The sequence below is a fragment of the Cryobacterium levicorallinum genome, assembly GCF_004402405.1.
Classification (GTDB): Bacteria; Actinomycetota; Actinomycetes; order Actinomycetales; family Microbacteriaceae; genus Cryobacterium; species Cryobacterium levicorallinum.
Window position 1 is genome coordinate 52,503 of sequence record NZ_SOFE01000008.1, and the last position, 23,365, is coordinate 75,867.

Sequence of the window (23,365 nt, forward strand, 5' to 3'; positions counted from 1 at the left end):
CCCGCCCGCATCCACTCTTCTTCCCTTTGTTTGAAAGGCTCCTTATGACCCCCGCTCCCTGTGCACTGCGCGTTGCCATTATCGGCGCCGGCCCGGCCGGAATCTACGCCGGCAATATTCTCAACCGACTCGTGCTCGAAACCGGTCACACCGTGGCCATCGACCTGTTCGATGCGCTGCCGGCCCCCTACGGACTCATTCGCTACGGCGTCGCCCCCGACCACCCGCGCATCAAGGGCATCGTCAAGTCGTTGCAGGAGATGCTCGACGCAGGCATCATTCGTTTCATCGGCAACGTCACCTACGGCACCGACCTGACCCTGGCTGATCTGCGAGAGCACTACCACGCGGTCATCTTCGCCACCGGCGCCATTCTCGACGCCCCGCTCGTCATTCCCGGCATCGACCTGCCCGGCTCGTTCGGCGCCGCCGACTTCGTCTCCTGGTACGACGGCCACCCCGATGTGCCGCTGGAATGGCCGCTCGACGCGACGGACGTGGCCGTCATCGGAAACGGCAACGTCGCCCTCGACGTGGCCCGCATCCTGGCCAAGCACGCCGACGATCTGCTCAGCACCGACATTCCCGCCTCGGTCTACGCCGGGCTCGACGGATCCCCGGTGACCGACGTGCACGTGTTCGGCCGCCGCGGGCCGTCACAGGTGAAATTCACCCCGATCGAACTGCGCGAACTCGCCGATATTCCCGACGTCGACCTCGTCGTCTACGCCGAAGACTTCACTCCCGATTCGCACAGCGAACAGCTCGTCGCCAGCAACAACCAGGTCAAGATCATGACCCGCACGCTGAACGGATGGCTCACCAAGGCTCCGCTCGGCGCCTCACGTCGCCTGCACCTCCACTTTCTGCACTCGCCGGTCGAGGTCTACGGCGATGGACGAGTGGAAGGCATCCGCTTTGAACGTACCGAACACACCGGAGACGGTGGCGTGCGGTCGACCGGCCAGATCGTCGACTACCCGGTGCAGGCCGTCTATCGCGCGGTCGGCTATCGGGGCAGCGCTCTGACCGAGGTGCCGTTCGACGCCGTGCGCGGCGTCATTCCGAACGACGGCGGGCGGGTGCTTGATGCCGCCGGCGAGCCTCTTTCCGGGCTCTACGCCACCGGGTGGATCAAGCGCGGCCCGGTCGGCCTGATCGGCCATACCAAGGGCGACGCCCTCGAGACGGTGACCCGGCTCGTGGCCGACCTGCCCGCGCTCGTCTCCGGCGAAACGGCTGACGAATCAGCGGAGGCGATTCTGACCCTGCTGGCGGAGCGCGGCGTCGAGTTCACGACCTGGGCGGGCTGGCGCACCCTGGACGCGCACGAGCAGCTGCTCGGCGCGCAGGACCTGGTCACTCCCGGTCGGGAGCGAGTCAAAGTCGTCTCTCGGGCCGAACAGGTTGCGATCTCTCGCACGGAAGCGTTGCTGACACTGTGACCTATGTGATTGCGCTGCCCTGCGTCGATGTCAAAGATCGTGCCTGCATCGACGAATGCCCGGTGGACTGCATCTATGAAGGCGAACGCTCCCTCTATATTCACCCCGATGAGTGCGTCGACTGCGGCGCCTGCGAACCGGTCTGCCCGGTCGAGGCCATCTACTACGAAGACGACCTGCCCGAACAGTGGGCCGACTATTACAAGGCCAACGTCGAATTCTTCGACGACCTCGGCTCCCCGGGCGGCGCGGCCAAGGTCGGCGTGCTCGCCAAGGACCACGCGGTGATCAGCGCGCTGCCGCCACAGGGGTAACGGCGCGACTGATATTCTGCACGCTATGGATAAGGCTCGGGCTTGAGGCCGGCAATGTGGGTAGCACTGCTCATTGCAGGAGCACTTCTCATCGCGCTCGTGATTCTGTATGCCGCAGGCTTGCTCGGCAACGAAGCGGTGGCGAATGCCGCAACAGCATCCGCTTAGGTCGGAACCGCTTCCAGGGTGATGACGGCGAGGAATCCCCGTCCGAGAACTTCCGGGGCTGGATCGTCGCCGCGCACGGTATCGAGGGCACCCAGCTTGGCCTCCTCGCCGCCGGCGGTCACGACGGCGTACCCCTTCAGCAGTAGGGCGAATTGGTCGTCGAACACCGGGTGGGCGCGTTTCTTCGACAGCTCGACGATCGACAGAAAGCCCTTGAATGCTCCGCGCCTCGTCATCACATTCAGGTCTCTGGTATCGCCGACCGGCAGGGCGCAGCTCGTCGCGCTGTCACCGGAAAACCGGAATGGCCGGTATTGCTCCATGGCGTGCTCTTCGCCATCGACGATCACGACCATCAGCTCGCCCTCGATCACCGTGAGGATGCGGTCGACCCCTGGAAAACTCGAGAAATCACCGGCCGCGGTCACGTCGGCGATGCTGATGCGCCAGTCGAAGTCCACCGCGCCGGCGGGGAAGGACGCCACCTCGCGGGTGGTCCCTCCGCCGTTACGCCAGGGGGCGGGTCGAAGAGAGTCAAGTCGAATAATGTGCATGATTTCAGGCTCAGGTTAGCAGACGGCAGACGCCGAGCGGTCAGGACGCCGCCGGTTCCCGGTCGCGCTCTCGTTGGTCAGCACGAGTCCCCACGCGCTGACCGACGACGGCGCTGACCCCGTCTTGCCGCATACTGACGCCATAGAGGGCATCCGCTATTTCCATGGTGCGTTTCTGGTGCGTGATGACGATGAGCTGGCTGGTTTCGCGCAGATCTTCGAAGATGGTCAGCAGCCGGCCGAGGTTGGCGTCGTCAAGGGCCGCTTCCACTTCGTCCATAATGTAGAACGGGCTGGGGCGGGCCTTGAAAATGGCGATCAGCAGAGCGACCGCGGCGAGGGAACGTTCACCGCCCGAGAGCAGCGAGAGCCGTTCGATCTTCTTGCCGGCCGGTTTGACCGACACCTCGATGCCGGTCGTCAGCAGATCATCGGGGTCGGTGAGCCAGATACTGCCGCTGCCGCCGGGAAACAGCACCGGGAACACCTCGGCGAAGGCCGCCTGGGTGTCGTCGAAGGCGTCGGAGAAGATGGCCTGCATCTTCTCGTCGATGTCGGCGATGATGGTGAGCAGGTCGCTGCGAGTTTCGGTGAGGTCGGTGAGCTGTTCGGTGAGAAATCGGTGCCGCTGCTCGAGCGCGGCGAATTCTTCGAGCGCGAGCGGGTTGACCCTGCCCAACTGGCCGAGCTTGCGTTCGGCGGCCGCGAACCGCTTCTGCTGTTCAGCCCGATTAAAGCGGATGCCGTCGGCTCTGCGGCCCGCGATGTCGCGATCGCTCGCGGTGCGGTTGTCGCTGTCGCGCTCACCGGCAGCGCGTTCACTGGCCCCACTGGCGTGCGGGGTGCTGTCGGCGCCTGAGTCGTCAGAGACGATCATGCCGTCGGTCGGGATCAGCTGATCGGGCCCGTACTCGGCCACAAGCACGTCTTCGGTCAGGCCCAGTTCGCTGCCGGCCCGTTCGAGCAGAGCCGAGAGGTGCAGCTTCTTCTCGTAGATCTCGAGTTCGAGACCGTGCACGTTCTCGGTGATCGCGGCCAGCCGCTCACGCCAGGCGCTCTCGTCGAGGCGAAGCTGCTGCAGTTCGGTGTTCTGACTGGTGCGTTCGGCCTCGGCGCTGGCCAGACGCAGCCGGGCCTCGGCGACCGAGCGGTCGGCCGCGGCGAGCACGGCCGGGAGCGCCTCGGCAACGCGGGAAGCGGCATCCACTTGGCGGCGGCGAATGACGGCGCGCCGGGCCGCGGCCTCGGCGGCCGTATGCTCGGCCGCGAGCTGCTCGGTCAGGGCGACGACGTGTGCCTCACCGGCCCGCACCCGTTCGCGGGCCGTTTCAACTTGGAGGCGAGCTTCCACCTCACGATCCCGGGCGACCTCCAGCTCACGGTAGAGCGCATCGCGCACGGTCGCATCGAGGAGGGGTCGTGGCCGGGACTGGGCGGTGACCAGCGTGGCGGACGCCTCGGCGACGACGGCTTCGACCTCTTCGACGGCGCGGGTCGCGAGTGTCAGGGCGGCGCTGACCCGGGCGAGGTCGGCGGTCGCGGCGTCGGCCTGCACCGTGAGGCGGCCGCGGCGTTCCGTCTGAGTGGCGAGCTGCGTTTCGAGGGCGCGCACGGCCGCCCGCGCGCTGACCGACTGCTCTTTGTGCGCGTGCAGCAGGGTACGCTGATCGCCGAGGTCGAAGCGCACCCGCTCGATCAGTGCTGTGACGGTGGTTAGCTTTTCGGCGGCGGTGTCGCGTTCGGCGACGAGTTCGAGTTTGCTCGGCCGGGCGCCGGATCCGCCGCGCACGACCCACGGGCCCAGCACCTCACCGACGAGTGTGATGATCGTCACGGTGTCGGTCAGCTGGGCGGCGCGGGCTACGGCGAGATCGTCGGCGATCACGGTCTGGGCGAGCAGAGCACGCACTCCGGCCGGCCCGTCGACGACCGACGTCGCCCAACGGATGCCCGCGCCCAGATCAACGCTGGAATCAACGCCCGGAGCCAGGGTGTCGGCACCGTCCGCGATGAGGAGTTCGACCCGGCCGAGATCGTCGGTGTGGGCGTGGCCGATGGCTTCCAGTGCTGCCTCGCGGTTGTCGGCCAGCACCGCGTCGGCGAGAGACCCGAGCGCGGCGGCGATCGCCGCCTCGAACCCGGGTTGCACGCGCACCCGATCGGCCACCAGGCCACGGATACCGGGGAGCTGCGCGCCGAGGAGTGCGGAGGAACCGTCTTTCTGGTCGAGTGCGAGGGAAAATGCACCCTGCCGGGCCGCCTGGGCGTCGCGCTCGCGTTCGTGCTGGTGCAGCTCATCGCGCAGTCGTTCCACGTCGGCCTCGACGCGCTGCACTGCGGTCTGCGCCAGTGCGAGTGCCTCGGACAGGTCGTCGGAGTCTGGTTCTTCGGCGGCCTCGGTCACGGCCGTTTCGAGCTCGGCCAGCTGACTTTGTGCCTTCTCGCTGCGATCGAACGCCGCGTCGAGGGCGTTCTGCTGCCGTAGTTGTTCGCCGCGTACAGCGGCCAGCCGCGACCGGGCCGTCTCGGACTGGCCGGTCAGCTGCGAGATTTCGAGATCATGCCGGGTGACGAGCGCAGCCTGAGCGGCGATGTCGTCGTCGACGGCATCCAGCTGCGACCGTGCCGCCGCGCTCTGCTCCCGGGCGGTGCCCCAGGCCGTCTCGGCCGTCCCGATGCTTGCGCGCAGTTGTTCAACCTCGGCAGCAGCATCCGTCAGCATGGCGGGCGTGACGCTGAAGGCCGGACCGGTCGGCTCAGCCTGCGAACCGAGCAGGGCCAGTCGCTGGTTGGCGAGAGTGAACAGGCCGCGCAGGCGTTCCTGCACCGACTCCAGGCCAAAACTGGTGCGGCGGGCCAGATCGACGGCGTCGCCGACCTGGGCCAGTTCGAGCCGCTGCACCCGACCCTGCTTCTGCGCGAGCTGCTCCTGCAGCACGACCCGTTCGGTGTGCCGTTCGCTCTCGGTGTGATTATGGGCGTCGAGCGCGGCGCGCAGCAGCACAACGTCGTCAGCGAGCAAGCGCGCGCGGGCATCGCGCACCACGGCGGCGATGGTCTGCGCCTCGCGGGCGATGTCGGCCTGACGGCCGAGCGGTTTGAGCTGGCGGCGAATTTCCCCGGCGAGGTCGCTCAGCCGGGTGAGGTTGGTCTGCATGGCGTCGAGCTTGCGCAGCGTTTTCTCTTTGCGACGTCGGTGTTTAAGAATGCCCGCGGCTTCTTCGATGAAGCCGCGACGCTCTTCGGGGGTCGCACGCAGCACGGCGTCGAGCTGACCCTGACCGACGATGACGTGCATCTCCCGGCCGAGACCGGAATCGCTGAGCAGCTCTTGCACATCGAGCAGCCGACAGGTGCGCCCGTTGATGGCGTATTCACTCGCGCCATTGCGAAACAGCGTGCGGGAGATGGTGACCTCGGAGTACTCGATCGGCAGGGCGCCGTCGGAGTTGTCGATGGTGAGGATGACTTCGGCCCGACCGAGCGGCCCGCGCGTCGATGTGCCGGCGAAGATGACGTCTTCCATCTTGCCGCCGCGCAGGGTTTTCACACCCTGCTCCCCCATCACCCAGGCGAGCGCGTCGACCACGTTGGACTTGCCCGACCCGTTCGGGCCGACCACGCACGTAACGCCGGGCTCGAAGGCGAACGTCGTCGGCTGCGCGAACGATTTGAACCCCTTGAGGGTGAGGCTCTTCAGATACAACGGGCACCCTTTCGGTCGGTCGGCCGCGAGTCCTGGTCTCGGGGCTGGTTCAACGGTACCCTGCGCCACCGACAGCGGCCGGGACATCCGCTTATTGGGAAGAGTTGCGTGCAGAACCGCGGAGACGTTTCGGCGGCCTCGGCACTCAGATCGGGGCTGCGGGCGAAATTATCCGCGGTTCTATGCGGGGCCGGCCGCACGGACTGGTGCTGTTCGGATTACTGTGGCGCAGCATGAGCGACTTCTCAATCGACGAACTCGTCATTCCCGCTACACCGCACGCGCCCAGCTGGCCCGACTTCGTGGCGGTGGCCGCGCTGCGAAACCTCGTCGAGGCTGAGGGGTTTGGTACGAACGCACTCAACTATTCGGCTGCCGAGCTGCTGCCCGGATGGCTCAATCCGAAATACGACCCTAAGCGCATGTTCGTTGCTCGGGTTGAGGGCACAGTGGTGGCCCGCGCCACCTATGAAACCCTGCTCGACGCAAACGACGACCATGCCTGGCTGGGCGTGCAGGTGCTGCCAGCCTGGCGCAGGTGCGGCATCGGCACGGCCCTCGCCGACCGGGTCGAACACCTTGTCGGGACCGAGAATCGGCACGAGCTGATCGTGTACACGGTGTCTGCGGATACCCCCGGAGAACGCCTGACCGCACCGATCGGCTTCGGGTCGGTCCCACAAGACAACGCCGAGGTGCGTTTTCTGCTCGCGCGCGGCTACCGGCTAGAACAGGTCGAGCGCGGCAGCCGACTCGCACTACCCGCCGACGAGGGCGTGATCCGCCGCTTTCAAGCGGATGCAGCAGCGCACGCCGGCGGCGACTACACCGTTCACTATTGGAGCGCGGGCACTCCCCCGCGCTGGCGCGACGACCTCGCCGTCCCCTATACCCGGATGAGCACCGACGCCCCGACTGCGGGCCTTACGGAACCCGAAGACGTCTGGACCGCCGACCGGCTGGTCGACGAGGAGACCTCCCGTGGCTCCAGCCCCCGGAGAATGCTCACCGCCGCCGCGCTGCACGAGCCGAGCGGTCACCTGGTCGCCTTCACCCAGCTGTCGGTACCGGCCGAACGCGAGCGGTCCGTCAGCCAGGAGGACACCCTGGTCTTGCGGGAACACCGCGGGCACCGCCTCGGCATGCTACTGAAGACGGCGAATTTGGAGTATCTTGCGCAGGAAAGCCCGGGGCATCCGTCGGTGACGACCTTCAACGCCGAAGAGAACCGGCACATGCTCGTGGTCAACGAGGCGCTCGGCTTCGTGCCGATGGGCTATGAGGGTGCCTGGAAACGGGTCGTGCCGGCCGAAAAATGATCCGGAAAACCGAGGGCTCCGACCGGCAGTCAGCGCAGGCGCTGGCAGCGCGGGCAGAAGTGCGAGCCGCGGTTCATGAACTGCTCGCGCACGATCAGGGTCCCGCAACGGGAGCACGGCGTGCCCTGCCGACCGTAGGCCTCGAGGCTGTGCGCGAAGTAGCCGGACTGCCCGTTCACGTTGACGTACTGGGCGTCGAAGCTGGTGCCGCCCTCGGCGAGGGCACGCTGCAGAATGGTGCGCACGGCCGCGAGCAACGTTCTGGCCTTCGCCGCCGACAGCGATGCTGCGGGCTGCTCGTAGTGGATCCGCGCGGCAAAGAGCGCCTCGTCCGCGTAAATATTGCCGATGCCGCTGATCAGGTTCTGGTCGAGCAGCGCCCGCTTGATGCCGGTGTTCTTGCGCGCGAGAGCGGCGAAGAAGGCGTTCGAAGCAAACGAGGGGTCGATCGGGTCGCGAGCAATGTGCGCTACCTGTGAGGGAATGCGGTTCTGCCAGGCGGCATCCGCTTGGGGCTGACCCGAATATCCGCCCGGCAGGCTGTCACGGGTCGGGCCCATCGCGTCGACGGCCATGCTGCCGAAGATGCGCTGGTCGACGAAATTGACCCACAGCTCGCCGTGGGTCGGGTGTTCCAGCGTCAAGCGGATGCGCAACATGCGATCCTCCGCGGCACCCGGTGTGCGCAGCAGCACCTGGCCGCTCATACCGAGGTGAACGACCAGGGCGCGATCGCTGTCGAGGGGCAACCAGAGGAATTTGCCGCGACGCACGGCGGCGAGAATTCGCCGCCCCGTGAGCTGCTCGGCGAAGGATCCGGCCGCCGGAACGTGCCGACGCAGGGAGCGCTCGTCGAAGATTTCAACCCCGGTGACGAGAGCGCCGGTGACGGCCGGCTGGAGACCGGCACGCACGACCTCAACCTCGGGGAGCTCCGGCATAGAAGTTAGAGCGCGTTGAGCTGGTCGATTGCGTCACGAGCCGCAGCCATTTCGGCGAACTTCTTGCTGGGGCCGACGCCCTGGGCGGTCACGGCCGAACCAATAACGACCGTCGCGACATACACCTTGGAGTGGTCGGGGCCACTACCTTCGAGTGTGTACACGGGAACGCCGACGCCAGCGCTCGCTGCGAGCTCCTGCAGGCTCGTTTTCGGGTCCATCGACACACCAAAATGGCCAGGTTCAGCCAGCAGTGGCTCGATCAAGCGCAGCACGAACGCGGTGGCAGCTTCGCCACCGGCATCCAAAAACGTGGCGCCGATGAGCGCCTCGACGGTATCGGCGAGAATGGATGCCTTATCGCGGCCGCCGGTGAGGGTCTCGCCCCGACCGAGCAGAATGTAGTCGCCCAGGCCGAGGCCGCGGGCAATCTGCGCGAGAGCGGCCGTGGACACCAGGCTGGCCCGACGCTTCGCGAGGTGACCCTCGTCGAGGTTCGGGTAGGTACGGTAAAGCATGACCGTGACGGCTTGCCCCAGAATCGAGTCGCCGAGAAATTCCAGGCGCTCGTTTGTGGGAATGCCGCCGTTTTCGTACGCAAAAGACCGGTGGGTCAGAGCTAGCTCCAGAATCACCGGTTCAATCTGCACGCCGAGGGTCGCCAACAGGGGCGACCGCTCGGTATTAACTCTTTTCATCGACCGAGTTCTGGTCTGGAGAGAAGAGGCGACTTAAATGTCGGCGACTTTACGGCCCTTGTATTCCATGAACAACGGAGTGCCGGTGGAGTCGGTGACAACCTTGGCACGGTGCGGCAGGCTGTAGACAACCTTGCCGCCCTCCATGGTCTTTACGAGGGTGGGAGGCGTGGCCTTCCACTGCGCGCGACGCGAGTGGGTGTTGGAACGCGACATCTTGCGCTTCGGTACTGCCATGACTACTTCTCTTCTCTGTCTGAAACATGGATGTCCGCATCCATGTCTTTGTCTGTGGAAGCCGTAAACCCCGCAAGCGCTGACCACCGGGGATCGTAGCTCTCGTCGGAAACGAGTTCGGGCAGTTCGGCAAGCGGCAGCCCGGTCTCACTGTCAAGACCAGGGCAATCACGCCGACATACCGGCTGGAACGGAAGTGATAACACTACCGCGTCCCGGATCAAAGATTCCAAATCGACATGGTCGTCCGAAATCTCAAACTCGAAGGCTTCCTCCTGAGGATAACCGAAAAGCTCGGCAAAATGAACTCGGACCGGCAGGTCGATGTCTTTCAGGCATCGACCGCACTCACCGAGTGCCCGCGCATAGACCTCGACGCTTACCAGAATTCCCTCGTGCATCGCCTCGAGGCGCAGCTCAGTCGACAGGGTCGACCCGGCTTTCACCGCCACGAGGCCAGCGCCGAGGTCGTCGGGTACGTCAATGCCGAGGTGGCGTTCGTGCATGGTGCCCGGGCGGTTAATGAGGTCACGCACGTCGACCGTGTACGGCGTCTTCTTGAACTTAGTCACGGTCGTAAATTCTACGCTTTCTGCGTGGGTACTCCGTTCAGGGGGCGATCGGGGCGGCTCGACGTTCCCCGCGCAGCACCGCTCCCAGCACGGTGAACAGCGATCGCGGCGCAAACAGGGCTCGCAAACGGATGCCGACACTCGCGCCGACGTGCAGCCCGCGCACCACCAGGGCCAGATCGTCGACGAGGGTTTCCGCTTGGCCCGACGATCGGTCAAACCGGGACCGTTCCACCGCCAGCAGCACTCGTTCGAGCGCTGCCGCCGACGCCGGGTCGAGGGGGCCGAGCCGCTCCAGGCGCACGGCGAACGCGCGCGGCGTCTCGGTGACGCGCACAGGCACCCCGAGATCGAGACTGGTGTGCTGCACTTCGAGCCAGGCGAGGCTCGCGCCGGCATTTTTGGAGCGGATGTGGCGCACCCGCCAGCGCCGCAGCATCCGTCTCGCCGCACCCGGAACCAGAAGCAGGAGCAGACCCAGTGCGCTGAATCCGACGATGCCGAGCCGGTTACCGGCGTCGCCGGTTTGCGCCGACGCGCCGCGTTCCAGGGCGGAATCGTCGGCGAGCCGATCGGGGCTCAGGCCTGGTGCGTTCGTGGAGCCGGGCGCACCGGGCTCGGTCGACGGCGTGCCGGTAACCTCGGCCTGCTCGTAGTTGGGCACGATGCCCCGGCCAGGCGTCGGCTCAAATTTCACCCAGCCGATGCCGACGAAGTACAGTTCCGGCCAGGCGTGCAGGTCGTGCGAATCAACGTTGTAGCGGCCCAGCCCCTGTTCGAGATCCTGCGACTTGACGCCGGGCAGATAGCCGAGCGACACCCGCGAGGGAATGCCGAGGGTGCGGGCCATCGCGGCCATGGTGGCGGCGAAGTGCACGCAGTAGCCGCGCTTGGCTTCTAGAAACTGCCCGATCACGTCGACGCCGCCGCCGTCGTAGCCGTCCTCGACCGGGGCATCGGTGTCGTAGGCGAAAACGCTGCTGCGCAGGTACTTTTGCATGGCGACCGCCGCGTCATAGTTCGACGTGGTGTCGGCTGAGACTCGCCGGGCCGTCTCCTCGATGATGGGCGGCGAGTCTACCGGCAGTTGCAGGTTGCCCTGCACGCTCGCCGGAAAGTTCGTGCTCGAACTGCGCAGTTGCAAGGCCGTTGGCTTGAGCTCCAACGCCGACACCGTGTATTCCTGGCCGACGGTGTTCGAGGAACGACTGGTAATCGCCCGGGTGCGGCTATCCCAATACCATCGGCCGCTCAGCCCGTCGATGCTCGTGGCACGGGCCGGCGCTGGCAGCCATCGGCTGGTGACGCCGTCGATGACGACCGTGGTCGATGCCGGGGCGGTCTCCACGTTGGCGTCGAGACCGAAGGGTCGCGGAATGCGATCGACGGTGTTTTGCACGTCGGCTGCGTCGATGCGCGCCGTCCAATTCAGGCCGATCACTTCGTCGAGGGTCAGTAGTGTGAAATAGGGCTGCTCGGTGCCGGTCGAGGTGTAATGGAAGGCCGGACCGGCCTTGGGCCGACGCAGATCCTGCCCCAGGTTGATCATCGGGCTGACGCCGCTGCCGAACAGCAAACCGCCGGACCGGGAGGCGACCAGTCCCCCGACAGTGAAGGCCGGGGCGACCGTGCTCAGAATCAGGGCGCCCACGATGGTCAACGATGCCACCACGATGGAGCCGCTCATCGGTCCGGGCCCGCGTGGCCGATCCGACCGAAAGGCGCGGGGCGCGTGCGGTCCGGCCGGTGCATGCCGGGCTTCCCGCACGCGGCCAACGTAGACGTCCACCCGCAGCAGCAGCAGAAAGGCGGCGGCCGCGGCCACGAGTGCGGCGAGATCGGCACCGTCCTCGATGATGAAGCCCGGAATCAGCAGCGGCACGAGCGCCACAGCCGCGCCGACGGCCGGCAGGCGCAGGGTCACGGCGAGCAGGTCCATCAGAATAGCGATCAGTCCCGTTCCGCCGGCGAGCAGAAAGAGGATGCCGACGGTCACCGCCGCCGGCGTGCTCTGCTGGGCAACTGACTCTCCCCCTGCGGCAATCAATCCGCTGAACGTGCCCACCGTTTGTGGTGTCGGAATGAGCCAGAACAGGCCGGATCCGCCGCCGAACAGCAGCGTCAGAGCGCCCAGCAACACCACCGTGTTCGCCAACGGAACGACGGCCCTCGGCAGGCCGAGACGGCGGAATACGGAAGAACCCAGCAGCACGGCGCTGGCGACCACTGCACAGACCCACCACCAGGCGGTGCCCCGCAGCAGGGGGCCCAGTGCCGCACAGCACACGAGCACCAGCACGAGCTGGGTCAGGGCCAGCGGCCAGCGGGCGGCACCTCGACCGCCCCGCCGGGCACGCGGTCGGGGTTGGGCTGGGGTGACTCCGCGCAGAGCGACCGGCTTCGTCGCCAGGCTAGTCATGAACGGGGCCTCGCTCCCGATTCACGTCGTTCCACACGGTTTCGAGGTCATCGATGCTCGCGACCTCCAGGCAGCGCCAGCCGGCTTCCTGCAGCCGTTCGCGGGCGACAGCGACGACGGTGCGTTGCACGAACGTAATGGCGGGATCGCAGTGACGGGCGAGGGCGACGAGGTCGTCGACATCCGCTTCAGACAGGCTGACCAACAGTGCAAAGGTCGGCAGCGACGACTCTGCGCCGCGCAGGGCCGCACGCACCGGCACTCGTCGTGACGCCGCCAGGCGCGCGCTGCGACTTGGCCACGGCACCGGAACGACGCTCGCTAGGCCCTCCAACAGGGCCCGATCGCCGCCGAGGGCACGATAACTGGCCGGCACGTCGCCGTGCAGCCCACCGAGCGTCTGTTCGCCGCCCGGCACCAGCTGGCTCGCGCCGAGTTCGATGACTTCGAGCCGGTAGCCCGCGTCTATCAGGTGCACCCCAACGGATGCCGCCAGCTCGACCTCGAGTTCGAATGCGGCCACGAGATGCGGCGGTACCCGACCGGGACCCAGGCCGGCGGCACCGGCCAGGGTGGTATCGAGCACAATGCGGGCCTCCGGATTGCTGCGCTGTTCCTCCTGCCGCACCATGATTTCGCCGTGCCGCGCTGTGGCCGGCCAGTTCACGCGGCGCAGAGCATCCCCGGGCCGGTACTCACGAGCGATGAGTTCGTCGGAGGTTTGGATGGCCTGGCGCAGCAGTTCCCGAATCGAACCGTCATTGCTGGTCTGGGCCAGTCCCCCGCCGGGAAGGAACATGACCCGCGGTGTGACGATCAGGTCATGCGGCTCACCGAACAGACGTAGGCCGTGCGCGAAGCCGAACGGGTCGTGACGGGACACCCCGAGGGGTCCCACCGCGTAGACACCGCGCTGACGCGGCGAGAGTGCGTATTCCAGCCGCACGCTGTCACCGGGCGCGCCTCGCCGACTCACCAGCGGCAGGATGGCGGCGGGCGGCGTAGTGATACCGGGCGATGGGGTATCGCCCCAGCGGGCGCCGCTCAACGGCCGCGCCGAGAGGTTGCGCAGATGCAGCGACACGACGCTCTCGCCGCCGGCCGACAGGATCGGCGGCCGGAAGGTGCGGGTCACTTCCACCCGCGCCGGTCGCACGGACACATAGCCGACCGCGATGAGCGGCGCCACGATGAGCATGCTGGCCACGAACAGCAGATCCCGGCTGTTCACGACGACCGCGTTGGCGAAGATCACGGCTCCGACCATCAGACAGACACCGCCGCGCCGGGTGAGCCGGGAGGTCAACCCAGCGGTGAGCCGCTGCAGCCAAGCCGACCGCTCCGAACCACCTGCCCCGCGCGCGGCCATGAGCTAGGGCTGTCCGGTGGAACCGACCGGTTTGGCTGGAATCCCGCGTACGGCCGGCAGCACCGGCCCTGACCGCCCCGATGCCAGCACGGCCGTTTTGGGTACAGCGGATGCCGGGACAGCGAACGCAGCAGCTCCCACCGGAACGGGAGTGTCGCCCAGGATTCGGCGCACGATGTCGTCGATGACGGGGCCGCTGTCCTGGTGGTGGTGGCCGAGGGCGCGGCTGGTCGGAACCAGCCGGTGGCCGAGCACCGCCACGGCCAGGGAGTCGATGTCGTCGGGCAGCACGTAGTCTCGTCCGTTCAGGGCGGCCTGTGCCTTGGCCGCGCGAATGAGCTGCAGGGTCGCCCGCGGGCTGGCCCCGAGGCGCAGGTCCCGATCATCGCGTGTGGCGCGCACCAGATTGACGGCATATTCCTTCACGGCGCCGGAGGCGAATACTGCTCGGGCGGTGTGCATCATGTCGCGCAGGATCTGCCCCGAAACAACAGCGGAGATCAGCGCGAGCGGGCTGTTGGTATCCCGCGAGTCGAGCATGGCGAGCTCGGACCCGATGTCGGGGTACCCCATGGAGATGCGCGCCATGAATCGGTCCCGCTGAGCCTCCGGGAGGGCATAGGTGCCCTCCATCTCGATCGGATTCTGGGTGGCGATCACGGTGAACGGCAGCGCGAGCGGGTAGGTGACGCCGTCGACGGTGACCTGGCGTTCCTCCATCGATTCCAGCAGCGCCGACTGCGTCTTTGGGCTCGCCCGGTTGATTTCATCACCGATGACGATGTTGGCGAACACCGGCCCTGGCTTGAATTCGAAGCGACGTTCGGCCTGGTTGAACACCGAGACGCCGGTCACGTCCGAGGGCAGCAGGTCGGGCGTGAATTGGATTCGCCCGACCGTGCAGTCCACGGAACGAGCCAGCGCCTTGGCGAGCATGGTCTTACCCACACCGGGAACGTCCTCGATCAGCAGGTGTCCCTCGGCCAGCAGCACGGTCAGGGCGATCTGCACGGCCTCGTGCTTGCCGTCGATGACCGTCTCGACGTTGCGCATGATCGCGCGCCCGGCGGCCTGAAGCTCGGTGAGGTCAACGCCCGACTCGGTGGTGAACGGCGCAGTCCGGAGCTGAGCGGTGTCGGCTGGCGGAACCGACGCTAAGTCCTCAGAGGAGCGAGCCGGCTGGCGGTTCATACCCGCGACCGCTCCAGATACTGCGCCACGGCCCGCGGCACATACGGCGAGACGTCGCCGCCGAGGCCGGCCACCTGACGGACCAGCGAGCTGGAGACGTGGGCGTTGGCCGGATCCGGCAAGAGGAAGACCGTCTCCACGGCGGCCAAGTTGCGATTGACAATCGCCATCGGCGTCTCATAAGCCACATCCACCTGAGAGCGGATGCCTTTCACCAGCACGCTGGCACCGACATCCATGCAGTAGTCGACGAGCAAGCCCATACTCCAGCTGGCGACCACGATGTTGGTGGGGAGTCCGGCTTCTTTGATGGCCTGTTCCAGCAGCGACACGCGCTGACTGATCGGCAACAGGGCCGATTTGTCGGGGTTGTGCACCACAAGCACATGCAGCTCGTCAAACAGGCCGGCCGCGCGATTGATCACGTCCAAGTGGCCCAGTGTGACGGGGTCAAATGATCCAGGGACAACGGCGATCCTGCGCATGCTCACACCCTACTGCCAGAGACTGACGGTGTGCTGCCTGGTCGTGCGCTTCTAGTGGGCATATTCAGCCTTTCACGAGCCAGGTGCGCTCGGATTCGTTCAGTCGACGGGCAATCGCGTCGCGCAGGGCCGGGTTGGTGTGGATGCCCGGATCCCCCGAAACGAGATGGAAGGCGGCTTGTCGCGCCTCGGCAATCAGGTCGCCGTCCTCGGCCACCCGAAGAAAACGCAGGGACGTTCCCTCGCCGGATTGCATATCGCCGAGCACATTACCTTCCCGGCGGAGCGCCAGGTCGAGTTCGGCGAGCCGAAAACCGTCGAGGGTCGCGGCGACATCACCGATGCGCTGGCGGGAGGGCGAGCCGGTGCGGGAGTTGGTGACCAACAGGCACAGCCCGGGCACGCCGCCACGTCCGACCCGACCGCGCAGCTGGTGCAGTTGGGAGACGCCGAAGCGTTCAGCGTCGAGCACGACCATGGCCGAAGCGTTGGGCACGTCAACGCCCACCTCGATGACGGTCGTCGCGACGAGAACGTCGATCTCACCGGCGGCAAAGGATTGCATGATGCGATCCTTTTCCTCGCTCGTCATGCGCCCGTGCAGGGCCTCGATGCGGTACCCGGCCAGGGGCGCAAATCCACGCAGCCTCTCGTGCACGGTCTCAACGTTGGCGAGCGGAGTCTTCTTGTCGTCCTCAGACGCGGGTGCCAGTTCGGCGTCTTCTTCAACCTCGGCGGGCGAAATTGCCGGGCAGACCACGAATCCCTGTCGACCCAAAGCGAGCTCTTCGGCGAGCTTGGTCCAGATGCGCTGGAACCAGTCTGGGTGATCGGCCAGCGGCACGACGATGCTCGTGATGCCCTGGCGCCCGGCCGGCAAAATGCGGATGGTACTCACGTCGAGGTCGCCGAACACCGTCATGGCAATGGTGCGGGGAATCGGAGTGGCCGTCATGACGAGAACGTGCGGTGGCTCGGCGCCCTTCAACCGCAGGGTTTCCCGCTGCTCGACGCCGAATCGGTGCTGTTCGTCAATCACGATCAGCCCAAGGTCGAAAAACGTCACGGTGTCGCTGAGTAGCGCGTGGGTGCCGATCACGATGCGGGACTGGCCGGACACTGTGCGCAACAGGGCCTTGCGCTTCTGCGCGACTGGAAGTTTGCCGGTGAGCAGGGTCGGCATGAGTTCGGCCGCGAGATCGGGGCCGAGCAGGGTCGTAATCGACCGCAGATGTTGCCCGGCCAGCACCTCGGTCGGGGCCAACAGAGCCGTTTGGCCACCACTGTCGGCCACGGCGAGCATTGCCCGAAGCGCGACCACGGTCTTGCCCGAACCGACCTCGCCCTGCAGCAGGCGGTTCATCGGGCCGGACTGGGACATGTCGCCTGCGATCTCGACCGCGCAGATCTCTTGGTCGACCGTGAGCACGAACGGCAGCGCGGCGTCAAAACGTTCGAGGTACCCACCGGGCGTTGGTACCCGCGGGCGGGTGCGACGCTCCCTGGCCAGGCTGTGCCGCTGCATCAGGGCGCACTGCAGCACCCAGGCCTCGGTGAACCGAAGGGTGTTTTGGGCGGCCATCCATTCGGCCGGATTGTCGGGGCTGTGGATCCAGCGGATGGCCTCGGTGTGGGTCAGCAGGCCGTGTTCGGCCCGCAGATCGTCGGGAACAGGGTCGGGCAAAGTGTCCATACGCCGCAGGACAAGGTCGATCATGGTCTGCAGACTCCAGCTGGTCTCCGAAGCCGTTGCCGCGTAGATCGGAATGAGCGGCTTGTGCCTCAGCCGAACGGACGGATCGTCGCGGGCCTCTTCTTCTTCACTCTCAAAGGTCTTGTACGCCGGGTTCGCCAGCTGGCTCTGGCCCTGATACCTGCCCACCTTGCCCGAGAAACTGCCACGCAGACCGGGACGTAATTGGTCAAGCCGCCACTGTTGGCTCTTCTTACCGAAAAACGTGAGGGTGAACTCGCCCCCGCCGTCAGAAATTACCACCTCAACGATCGTGCCCGGCTTAGACGACATGCGACGTTCTCGCACCGAAACGATATCGGCGATGACGGTGATGTTGGCTCCGGGCGTGACCTGATTCAGGGGCCGGAGTACCTCGCGGTCGGCGTAGTCGCGCGGGTAATGGCTCAGCAGGTCACCGACGGTCTCCATGGCGAAGGCCTTGCGCAGCGCGGTAGCCCGGGCCGGGCCGAGGGCGATCTTGAGGGTGGTGTCGAGGGTGAGCGGTTTGAGCTCGGGCGCCGGCAGAGAAGCACCATCGAATTCGGGGCCATGGGCAGCACTCGAACCTGTCATGGTTCCATGGTAAACCGGGCCTCCGACATTGCGTCGTGTGCGGCCACACGGGAACGGCTGCGGCTAGGCTCGGGAGGGTTATGACGCGAATTATTTCCGGGTTTGCCGGCTCTTTGACCCTGGCCGTTCCCAAGTCGGGCACGCGGCCCACGAGTGATCGCGTACGGGAAGCTATTTTCTCGGCCCTCGACTCGCGGGACGCCGTCTACGGCATGCGTGTGCTGGATTTGTACGCTGGGTCGGGCGCCCTGGGCCTCGAGGCTGCCAGTCGCGGAGCGCGAGTGGTGACGCTGGTCGAGAACAGCTACGGCGCGGCGGCCATGTGTCGCAAGAACGGCGAGGCCGTACAGCGGTCTGCACCGAAGGGCACCGACCTGAAGATTGCGGTTTCCTCGCAGGCGGTCCAGTCATTCTTAGCCGCTACGAAAGAGGGCTTCGACGTCGTGTTCATCGACCCTCCGTATGACCTCAGTGAGATTGAGCTGGGCCACAACTTGAGCGCGCTCGCCCCGTTGTTGGCCGACGACGCGCTCGTGGTACTCGAGCGCAGCTCACGCTCGCCCGAGCCGGAGTGGGGTACGGGACTCGAGCTTGAACGCCGCAAAGACTATGGCGATACGACCGTCTGGTACGCGTCGCCCGTCGAGCAGCCTGCGCCGTAGTTCGAGCGACGGCCAGCACGATTCTCGTACCGGGCGCCGTCACAGTCGATCTAGCCGGCGGAACCGTCCCAGCCGCGATAAGGGTCCCAGCCACCCTGGTCGTGCGGCGCCCCGTCGACGGTGATCGAGCCGGCCGGGAGCGCAATGGATGCCGCGGTGACGATTCCGAGGCGGCGAAAACCGCGCGGCAGTGCCGTGTCTGGCCCGAAGGTGGCCAGCAATCCGTGGTCTTCGCCGCCGCCGAGAGCGACCTCGATGCGATCGCCGAGGCAGGCGGAATCGAAGTCGATGGCCACACCACTGGCCCGGGCGATGCGTCCGGCGTCGATAGCGAGGCCGTCAGAGACATCGAGCATGGCGGTAGCGCCAGCCACGGCAGCGATCGGACCGCTCGTAATGGGCGGCACGGGAGTCAGCTGGGCGGCGACCTCGGCCGGGTGCGTGAGCTTGAGCGCATTGGCGCGAGCGAGGTTGGGCACTCCGTCGTCGTCGACGCCGAGGCGGAACAGCAGCTCGAGGCCAACGCCGGCGTCGCCGAGCCGCCCGGAGAGCGCCACTGTGTCGCCTGGGCGCGCGCCCGAGCGCACGACGGGCGCGCGCCCTTCGAGGTCGCCGAACGCCGTCACAGCGAGGGTCAGCGCGTCGGACGCCGACAGGTCGCCGCCGACCACGCCGCAGCCGGGGGCGAGCGCCTCGCAGCAGTCTCGCAGCCCGTCAGCGATGCCCTCGAGCACCGACACCGGTGTCGATGGCGGAGCCGCGATCGCAACGACCAGGGCGGTCGGGCGAGCGCCCATGGCGGCAACATCGGAAAGATTGGTCGCTGCAGCTTTCCAACCGAGGTCGTGCGGTGTCGACCAGGCCAGGCGAAAGTCGGGACCCTGAATCATCATGTCGGTGGTGACGACGAATCGTCCGTCGGGCGCCGAGATGACCGCCGCGTCGTCGCCGGGGCCGAGCAGTTCGGCTGCCGCGGTCGGCAGCCGGGGAAAGATTCGTGCGAGCACGGCGCCTTCGCTGAGATCGGCGAGCGTTTCCGAAGCGGATGCCTTCAGCTCGGGCGCACGCGACGGGTTGACCGCTGCAGACGCAGCCGACTCCGGCACGGAAATTTTGGGCGATTGCGATGCTGAAACTGGCGCTGCCGAGGCCAGTCGGGATGGCGTCGCAGGGGCGGGACGCGGGGCATCTGCAGAAGTCGTCATGTAAGAAACGGTAGCCTTAATGCGATGCCTCACCCATTCCTGCTCCTGCGCTCAATTCCCGTACGTTCCGTCGCCGTCTTCAGCGTGCTCGCGAGCTCGCTGCTGCTGGCCGGTTGCGCCGCTGTCGTGCCGTTGACGCCGGCCCCCGATGCCACCAACGTGGCCTGTGCCGACGTCATCGTGCACCTGCCATCCAGCGTCGCCGATGAGGCGGCCCGCGAAACGAATGCGCAGGCGACCGGCGCCTGGGGTGACCCGGCCGCGGTGCTGCTGCACTGTGGCGTGACGGTGCCGGAACCCACGACGCTGCCGTGCCTGAACATCAACGGCATCGATTGGATCGAAGACGACTCCGACGCCCCGACCTACCGGTACACGACGTATGGTCGCAATCCGGCCATCGAAATCGTGATCGACTCTGAACGGGTGAGCGGGTCGACGACGCTCATCGACGTGTCCAACGCGGTCGGATACGTGCCGGCGACTGGTGCGTGCGTCGGCGCGGAAGATCTGGATCTCCCGACTGATGGAGCCACGAGCGCACCCTAGCCTCTGAGCGGAGGTCTCGCGAAGCCGCGTACCGCAGACCGGGTCGCGCTGGTCGATGGCCAGCTTAAGTGCAAAGCGGCTAAATACGACGTCTGGATGGCTCTGCTCCGAGCGCGGCGGCGGGTTGGTTGCCTTTACTTCGCGCTGCGCGGGAGTTGCGCCGCTGCGCGGGATGCCCAACTCCCGCGTACTGGCGCAGTTCCCGCGCGGCGAACTGCGCGGGAGTTCTGGCCAGGCCACAACTCCCGCGCAAGCAGCCTAATACGACGGATGCCGACGGACTCGGCGGGTCAGGAGCCGTGGCGGGCGTGGGCTATGGCCACAGCGATGAGTTCGTCGATCAGCTTGGGATAGGTGTAGCCGCTGGCCAGCCAGCAGCTCGGGAACATCGAGATGCTCGTGAACCCGGGCATGGTGTTGATCTCGTTGATCACCCAGCCGGTCGCGGTGAGAAAGAAGTCCACGCGGGCCAGGCCGGCGCCGCCGATCGCCTCGAACGCGGCAATGGCCAGCCGCTGTACCTCGGCCAGTTCCTCGGGTGCCAGCGGCGCCGGGCAGACCAGGTCGACGCCGGGCGCGTCGAGATACTTCGCGGCAAAATCGTAGAAGTCCCGGCCGGTCACCACTACTTCGCCGGCCGTGGAGGCGCGGGTCGGTTCCCCCGGGCGCCCTTGCAGTACCGCAATCTCGAGCTCCCGGCCGACCAGCCCGGATTCAATCAGCACCTTGTTGTCTTCGGCGAGCCCGACCGTCATGGCCTCGGTCAGTTGGTCCGGGGTCGACACCCGGCTGACGCCGACGCTCGATCCGGCCCGCGCCGGCTTCACAAACGCGGGCAGGCCGAGCTGTTCCAGGGCCGCATAGGCCAAACCGGGAGCCGTTACCCAGTCATCCGCTGTGATGGTGCGCCACGGCGCAACGGGCAGGGCAGCCTGTTGAAAGACGGTCTTGGCGAAGTGTTTGTCCATGCCCAAAGCGGATGCGAGAACTCCCGACCCGACGTAGGGCAGGCCGAGCAGATCGAGCATGCCCTGGATGGTGCCGTCCTCACCGAACGGTCCATGCAAAATCGGGAATATAAGGTCGACCGGGCCAAGCGTTCGCTCACCGGACGCGTCGACGACAGTCAATTCCCGGCTGGACGCGCTCTCCGGCCACCGCACGCGGGTGCCGTTGTCCGCAACGACAGGCAGCGCTGAGGCGTTGAGGGCAAACTTGGCGGGGTCGTTTTCTTCGAGCACAAAGGCACCGTCCCGGGTGATTCCGACCGGGATGACGGTGTACGCATCAGGGTCGAGGGCTGCCAGCACCCCTCCCGCCGTGGCGCAGCTGATCGAGTGTTCGCTGGAACGCCCCCCAAAGAGAAGCACCACCGTGAGCTTGTCCATCGTCAAGTGTCCTTTCGCCCTGCGGTTCGCCGGAGTCAGTTGTGAGGTGCGGCGCAATGTCGCGGGGATTGAGCGTGCCGTCGAGTACCTGACGTACCTGTTCGACGATGGGCATCTCGACGCCCTTGGCGCGTGCGAGTTCCAGAATCGGCTTGACCGAGGCGAGGCCTTCGGTGGTCTGCTGCATCTGCTTGACGACGTCGTTAATGCTGTAACCCTGGCCGAGCAGCCGGCCCGCTGTGTTGTTGCGCGACAGCGGCGACTGACAGGTGGCTATGAGGTCACCGAGGCCAGCCAGTCCGGCCAGAGTCTCGGGCTGAGCGCCGTAGGCGACCGCGAAATCGGTCATTTCGACCAGACCACGCGTGATGATCGAGGCCTTGGTGTTCTCGCCGTAGCCGACGCCGTCGACGATGCCGATGGCGACCGCGATGAGGTTTTTCAGCACGCCGCCGAACTCGGTGCCGATGACGTCGGTGTTGACGTAGGAGCGGAAGTAGCGGTTGGTTGCCAGTTTGGCCACGGCCTGCGCCGTTTCCAAGCTCGCCGAGGAGACGACCGCGCCGGTCGGCTGTTCCTTGGCGATTTCCAGCGCGAGGTTGGGACCACTGATCGCCGCGATGCGATCGGGGTCGATGCGGAGCACCTCTTCGATCACCGAACTCATGCGCATGCCGGTTGCGCGTTCGACACCCTTCATCAGCGAGATGATGATCGCGTTCTCGGCCAAATACGGTTCAACCTGCTTCAGGTTTTCGCGCAGCGACTGGCTGGGCACCGAGACGAACACCATTTCCGCTCCGGCCAGCGCCAGGTCAAGACGGCTCGTGGCGCGCAGCCCGACGGGCAGGTTCACCCCGGGCAGGTAGTCGCTGTTGCGGCGCGCTTCGGAGATTTCCCGGGCCAACTCGGGGCGGCGAGCCCACAGAACGACATCGGCACCGCTATCCGTCAGAATTTTGGCGAAGGTCGTACCCCAACTGCCCGCGCCGAGCACGGCCACCCGGGTGCCTGGTTGAATCTTCGGCGGCTGGGGGGTTCTAGGCTTCAAAACGACCGGTCTCTTTCTGGTTGTGCTCCGCCGGATTCCATCGTTTGACCGGGGCCTTCTCGCCGCGCAAGTCTTCCAGCAACGCAGTGATGGCGAGCATTACGACGGCGGTCGCCTCGTTGAGCGTCGCCGTGTCGAGGCTGCGTCCCCGAAACTGCGCGAGGTCGATCGGGTCGCCGATCTTCACTGTGATGGTCTTGCGCGGAAACAGGTGCACCTTCTTGGAATACCGTTCCATCAGGTGCTGCGTGCCCCAGTGCGCGGCTGGCACGATCGGAATCCCCTGTTCCAGCGCGATGCGCACGGCGCCGGTCTTGCCGCGCATCGGCCACAGATCGGGGTCACGGGTGAGTGACCCTTCCGGGTACACCACGACGATCTGGCCCTTATCGGCCAGACGCTGGGCGGCCTTGACCGGCTCACTCCCGCGCACCGATCCGCCGCGCTGCACCGGAATCTGCCCCGATTTGGTCAGCACCCAGCCGATGACCGGGATCTTGAAAACGGATTCCTTCGCCAGAAACCGAGGCAGCCGCCCCAGCTTCCAGGCCACGACCCCCATGACCACAGGGTCGATCTCGCTGTAGTGGTTCGGCGAGAACACGAACGCGCCGCTCCGCGGAAACTTGTGGGCATCGAGAATCTCGTAGCGGGCGGCGAGGTTCATCACCGGCAGAATCAACCCGGCGAGAATCCAGAATGCCGAAGGGCTGCTCTTCTCCGAACGAATTTTGGCAGTCGACTCGGGAGTTGCGGGCACGTCGTTATTTTCAGGCACGCGCCT

The 23,365-nt window shown here is 66.4% G+C and carries 20 protein-coding genes; 5 read left to right on the top strand and 15 right to left on the bottom strand.

The window, feature by feature from the left end; all coding sequences use genetic code 11:
• Positions 1-44 precede the first annotated feature (44 nt).
• Together E3O11_RS04210 and fdxA are read left to right on the top strand one after the other, a co-directional pair.
• Positions 45-1,445, top strand: coding sequence for an FAD-dependent oxidoreductase (locus tag E3O11_RS04210; RefSeq protein WP_092449240.1), 1,401 nt, complete (start codon positions 45-47; stop codon positions 1,443-1,445).
• Entirely contained in the window at positions 1,442-1,759 is a 318-nt protein-coding gene (gene fdxA, locus E3O11_RS04215; protein ID WP_092449241.1) for a ferredoxin, read from the top strand. The genes E3O11_RS04210 and fdxA overlap by 4 nt, the downstream gene beginning before the upstream one ends.
• Before the next feature lie 164 nt (positions 1,760-1,923).
• On the opposite strand, the gene E3O11_RS04220 is transcribed toward fdxA, so the two are convergent.
• Together E3O11_RS04220 and smc are read right to left on the bottom strand one after the other, a co-directional pair.
• Complete coding sequence (locus tag E3O11_RS04220) at positions 1,924-2,481, bottom strand: HutD/Ves family protein (RefSeq protein WP_092449242.1); 558 nt, start codon at positions 2,479-2,481, stop codon at positions 1,924-1,926.
• A 40-nt stretch (positions 2,482-2,521) separates the two neighbouring features.
• Positions 2,522-6,187, bottom strand: coding sequence for a chromosome segregation protein SMC (gene smc, locus E3O11_RS04225; RefSeq protein WP_092449243.1), 3,666 nt, complete (start codon positions 6,185-6,187; stop codon positions 2,522-2,524).
• Positions 6,188-6,420: 233 nt separating this feature from the next.
• On the opposite strand from smc, the gene E3O11_RS04230 reads away from it, so the two are divergent.
• Entirely contained in the window at positions 6,421-7,506 is a 1,086-nt protein-coding gene (locus E3O11_RS04230) for a GNAT family N-acetyltransferase (protein ID WP_166787484.1), read from the top strand.
• Between the two features lie 29 nt (positions 7,507-7,535).
• Here E3O11_RS04230 and mutM read toward each other — a convergent pair whose 3' ends face one another.
• The 9 genes from mutM to E3O11_RS04275 form a co-directional block, all read right to left on the bottom strand.
• A complete protein-coding gene (gene mutM / locus E3O11_RS04235) occupies positions 7,536-8,447 on the bottom strand; it encodes a bifunctional DNA-formamidopyrimidine glycosylase/DNA-(apurinic or apyrimidinic site) lyase (RefSeq protein ID WP_092449245.1) in 912 nt (303 codons plus the stop codon).
• Between the two features lie 5 nt (positions 8,448-8,452).
• Complete coding sequence (gene rnc / locus E3O11_RS04240) at positions 8,453-9,145, bottom strand: ribonuclease III (protein ID WP_092449246.1); 693 nt, start codon at positions 9,143-9,145, stop codon at positions 8,453-8,455.
• Positions 9,146-9,178: 33 nt separating this feature from the next.
• Positions 9,179-9,382, bottom strand: coding sequence for a 50S ribosomal protein L32 (gene rpmF / locus E3O11_RS04245; protein ID WP_092108959.1), 204 nt, complete (start codon positions 9,380-9,382; stop codon positions 9,179-9,181).
• Between the two features lie 2 nt (positions 9,383-9,384).
• A complete protein-coding gene (locus tag E3O11_RS04250) occupies positions 9,385-9,954 on the bottom strand; it encodes a YceD family protein (RefSeq protein WP_241991115.1) in 570 nt (189 codons plus the stop codon).
• Positions 9,955-9,991: 37 nt separating this feature from the next.
• Positions 9,992-12,373 carry a transglutaminase TgpA family protein gene (locus tag E3O11_RS04255; protein WP_092449247.1) on the bottom strand — a complete coding sequence of 794 codons (2,382 nt, stop codon included), beginning with the start codon at positions 12,371-12,373 and terminating at the stop codon, positions 9,992-9,994.
• Positions 12,366-13,742, bottom strand: a complete 1,377-nt coding sequence (locus tag E3O11_RS04260; RefSeq protein WP_092449248.1) for a DUF58 domain-containing protein — start codon at positions 13,740-13,742, stop codon at positions 12,366-12,368. Before E3O11_RS04260 ends, E3O11_RS04255 begins: the two co-directional genes overlap by 8 nt.
• A gap of 3 nt (positions 13,743-13,745) precedes the next feature.
• A complete protein-coding gene (locus E3O11_RS04265; RefSeq protein ID WP_092449421.1) occupies positions 13,746-14,795 on the bottom strand; it encodes an AAA family ATPase in 1,050 nt (349 codons plus the stop codon).
• A 134-nt stretch (positions 14,796-14,929) separates the two neighbouring features.
• Positions 14,930-15,418 (bottom strand): pantetheine-phosphate adenylyltransferase, encoded by a 489-nt coding sequence (gene coaD / locus E3O11_RS04270; protein ID WP_092449249.1) that lies wholly within the window; start codon positions 15,416-15,418, stop codon positions 14,930-14,932.
• Positions 15,419-15,482: 64 nt separating this feature from the next.
• Complete coding sequence (locus E3O11_RS04275; protein ID WP_092449250.1) at positions 15,483-17,726, bottom strand: ATP-dependent DNA helicase RecG; 2,244 nt, start codon at positions 17,724-17,726, stop codon at positions 15,483-15,485.
• Between the two features lie 80 nt (positions 17,727-17,806).
• Here E3O11_RS04275 and rsmD point away from each other — a divergent pair, with 80 nt between their 5' ends.
• Positions 17,807-18,388, top strand: a complete 582-nt coding sequence (gene rsmD / locus E3O11_RS04280) for a 16S rRNA (guanine(966)-N(2))-methyltransferase RsmD (RefSeq protein ID WP_092449251.1) — start codon at positions 17,807-17,809, stop codon at positions 18,386-18,388.
• Between the two features lie 50 nt (positions 18,389-18,438).
• On the opposite strand, the gene thiL is transcribed toward rsmD, so the two are convergent.
• Complete coding sequence (gene thiL, locus E3O11_RS04285) at positions 18,439-19,494, bottom strand: thiamine-phosphate kinase (protein WP_427846436.1); 1,056 nt, start codon at positions 19,492-19,494, stop codon at positions 18,439-18,441.
• Between the two features lie 123 nt (positions 19,495-19,617).
• Here thiL and E3O11_RS04290 point away from each other — a divergent pair, with 123 nt between their 5' ends.
• Complete coding sequence (locus E3O11_RS04290) at positions 19,618-20,142, top strand: DUF3515 family protein (protein WP_092449253.1); 525 nt, start codon at positions 19,618-19,620, stop codon at positions 20,140-20,142.
• A gap of 290 nt (positions 20,143-20,432) precedes the next feature.
• Here E3O11_RS04290 and E3O11_RS04295 read toward each other — a convergent pair whose 3' ends face one another.
• From E3O11_RS04295 to E3O11_RS04305, 3 genes are read right to left on the bottom strand one after another with little or no spacing between them, the layout of a single operon-like run.
• Complete coding sequence (locus E3O11_RS04295; protein ID WP_092449254.1) at positions 20,433-21,530, bottom strand: D-alanine--D-alanine ligase family protein; 1,098 nt, start codon at positions 21,528-21,530, stop codon at positions 20,433-20,435.
• Positions 21,430-22,581: an NAD(P)H-dependent glycerol-3-phosphate dehydrogenase gene (locus tag E3O11_RS04300; RefSeq protein WP_241994636.1), complete on the bottom strand. Its 1,152-nt coding sequence runs from the start codon at positions 22,579-22,581 to the stop codon at positions 21,430-21,432. The genes E3O11_RS04295 and E3O11_RS04300 overlap by 101 nt, the downstream gene beginning before the upstream one ends.
• On the bottom strand, positions 22,571-23,311 hold the full coding sequence (locus E3O11_RS04305) for a lysophospholipid acyltransferase family protein (protein WP_373866152.1): 741 nt from the start codon (positions 23,309-23,311) through the stop codon (positions 22,571-22,573). Before E3O11_RS04305 ends, E3O11_RS04300 begins: the two co-directional genes overlap by 11 nt.
• Positions 23,312-23,365 lie beyond the last annotated feature (54 nt).

Excerpts from the sequence above, each read along its gene's own strand:
- E3O11_RS04295 (WP_092449254.1), bottom strand. The coding sequence starts at position 21,530 with ATGGACAAGCTCACGGTGGTGCTTCTCTTTGGGGGGCGTTCCAGCGAA.
- E3O11_RS04265 (WP_092449421.1), bottom strand. The coding sequence starts at position 14,795 with ATGCGCAACGTCGAGACGGTCATCGACGGCAAGCACGAGGCCGTGCAG.
- E3O11_RS04290 (WP_092449253.1), top strand. The coding sequence starts at position 19,618 with ATGCCTCACCCATTCCTGCTCCTGCGCTCAATTCCCGTACGTTCCGTC.
- E3O11_RS04255 (WP_092449247.1), bottom strand. The coding sequence starts at position 12,373 with ATGACTAGCCTGGCGACGAAGCCGGTCGCTCTGCGCGGAGTCACCCCA.
- E3O11_RS04220 (WP_092449242.1), bottom strand. The coding sequence starts at position 2,481 with ATGCACATTATTCGACTTGACTCTCTTCGACCCGCCCCCTGGCGTAAC.
- E3O11_RS04275 (WP_092449250.1), bottom strand. The coding sequence starts at position 17,726 with ATGACAGGTTCGAGTGCTGCCCATGGCCCCGAATTCGATGGTGCTTCT.
- rsmD (WP_092449251.1), top strand. The coding sequence starts at position 17,807 with ATGACGCGAATTATTTCCGGGTTTGCCGGCTCTTTGACCCTGGCCGTT.
- E3O11_RS04260 (WP_092449248.1), bottom strand. The coding sequence starts at position 13,742 with ATGGCCGCGCGCGGGGCAGGTGGTTCGGAGCGGTCGGCTTGGCTGCAG.
- rpmF (WP_092108959.1), bottom strand. The coding sequence starts at position 9,382 with ATGGCAGTACCGAAGCGCAAGATGTCGCGTTCCAACACCCACTCGCGT.
- rnc (WP_092449246.1), bottom strand. The coding sequence starts at position 9,145 with ATGAAAAGAGTTAATACCGAGCGGTCGCCCCTGTTGGCGACCCTCGGC.
- E3O11_RS04230 (WP_166787484.1), top strand. The coding sequence starts at position 6,421 with ATGAGCGACTTCTCAATCGACGAACTCGTCATTCCCGCTACACCGCAC.
- E3O11_RS04210 (WP_092449240.1), top strand. The coding sequence starts at position 45 with ATGACCCCCGCTCCCTGTGCACTGCGCGTTGCCATTATCGGCGCCGGC.
- coaD (WP_092449249.1), bottom strand. The coding sequence starts at position 15,418 with ATGCGCAGGATCGCCGTTGTCCCTGGATCATTTGACCCCGTCACACTG.
- mutM (WP_092449245.1), bottom strand. The coding sequence starts at position 8,447 with ATGCCGGAGCTCCCCGAGGTTGAGGTCGTGCGTGCCGGTCTCCAGCCG.